At 46.2% G+C, this 277-nt stretch carries 1 protein-coding gene; it reads right to left on the reverse strand.

Annotation, left to right across the window (positions count from 1 at the left end; genetic code table 11):
- The coding region (locus tag ACNKXV_RS14810) for a putative inorganic carbon transporter subunit DabA (protein WP_417908460.1) at positions 1-277 on the reverse strand (277 nt) is incomplete at both ends.

Below are 277 nucleotides of genomic sequence, written 5' to 3' on the forward strand. Positions count from 1 at the left end.
CCGACAAGGATTTCCAAGAGCTCGGTAAGTTCTAGCTGATCTTTCTCCAGAAGTGATTGTGCTCGTTTGGAACGTACTATAGGAGAAAGACTTTCCTTGTGGAGCCTACGAACAGAATCCAAAAACCCTTTGGCTTCCACCGGAAAGGACCAAATCGAAATCCCCTGGTCGAGGTAGGCTGCAATCATCCGAAACAAAAACGGATGGGTGACTTTATTGAGGTTGAAGTGATAATCCGATCTCCAATGGGCACGAAATTGGCCGATTTTAGGATCTG

Source organism: Christiangramia aquimixticola, from assembly GCF_048285835.1.
Taxonomy (GTDB): Bacteria; Bacteroidota; Bacteroidia; order Flavobacteriales; family Flavobacteriaceae; genus Christiangramia; species Christiangramia aquimixticola.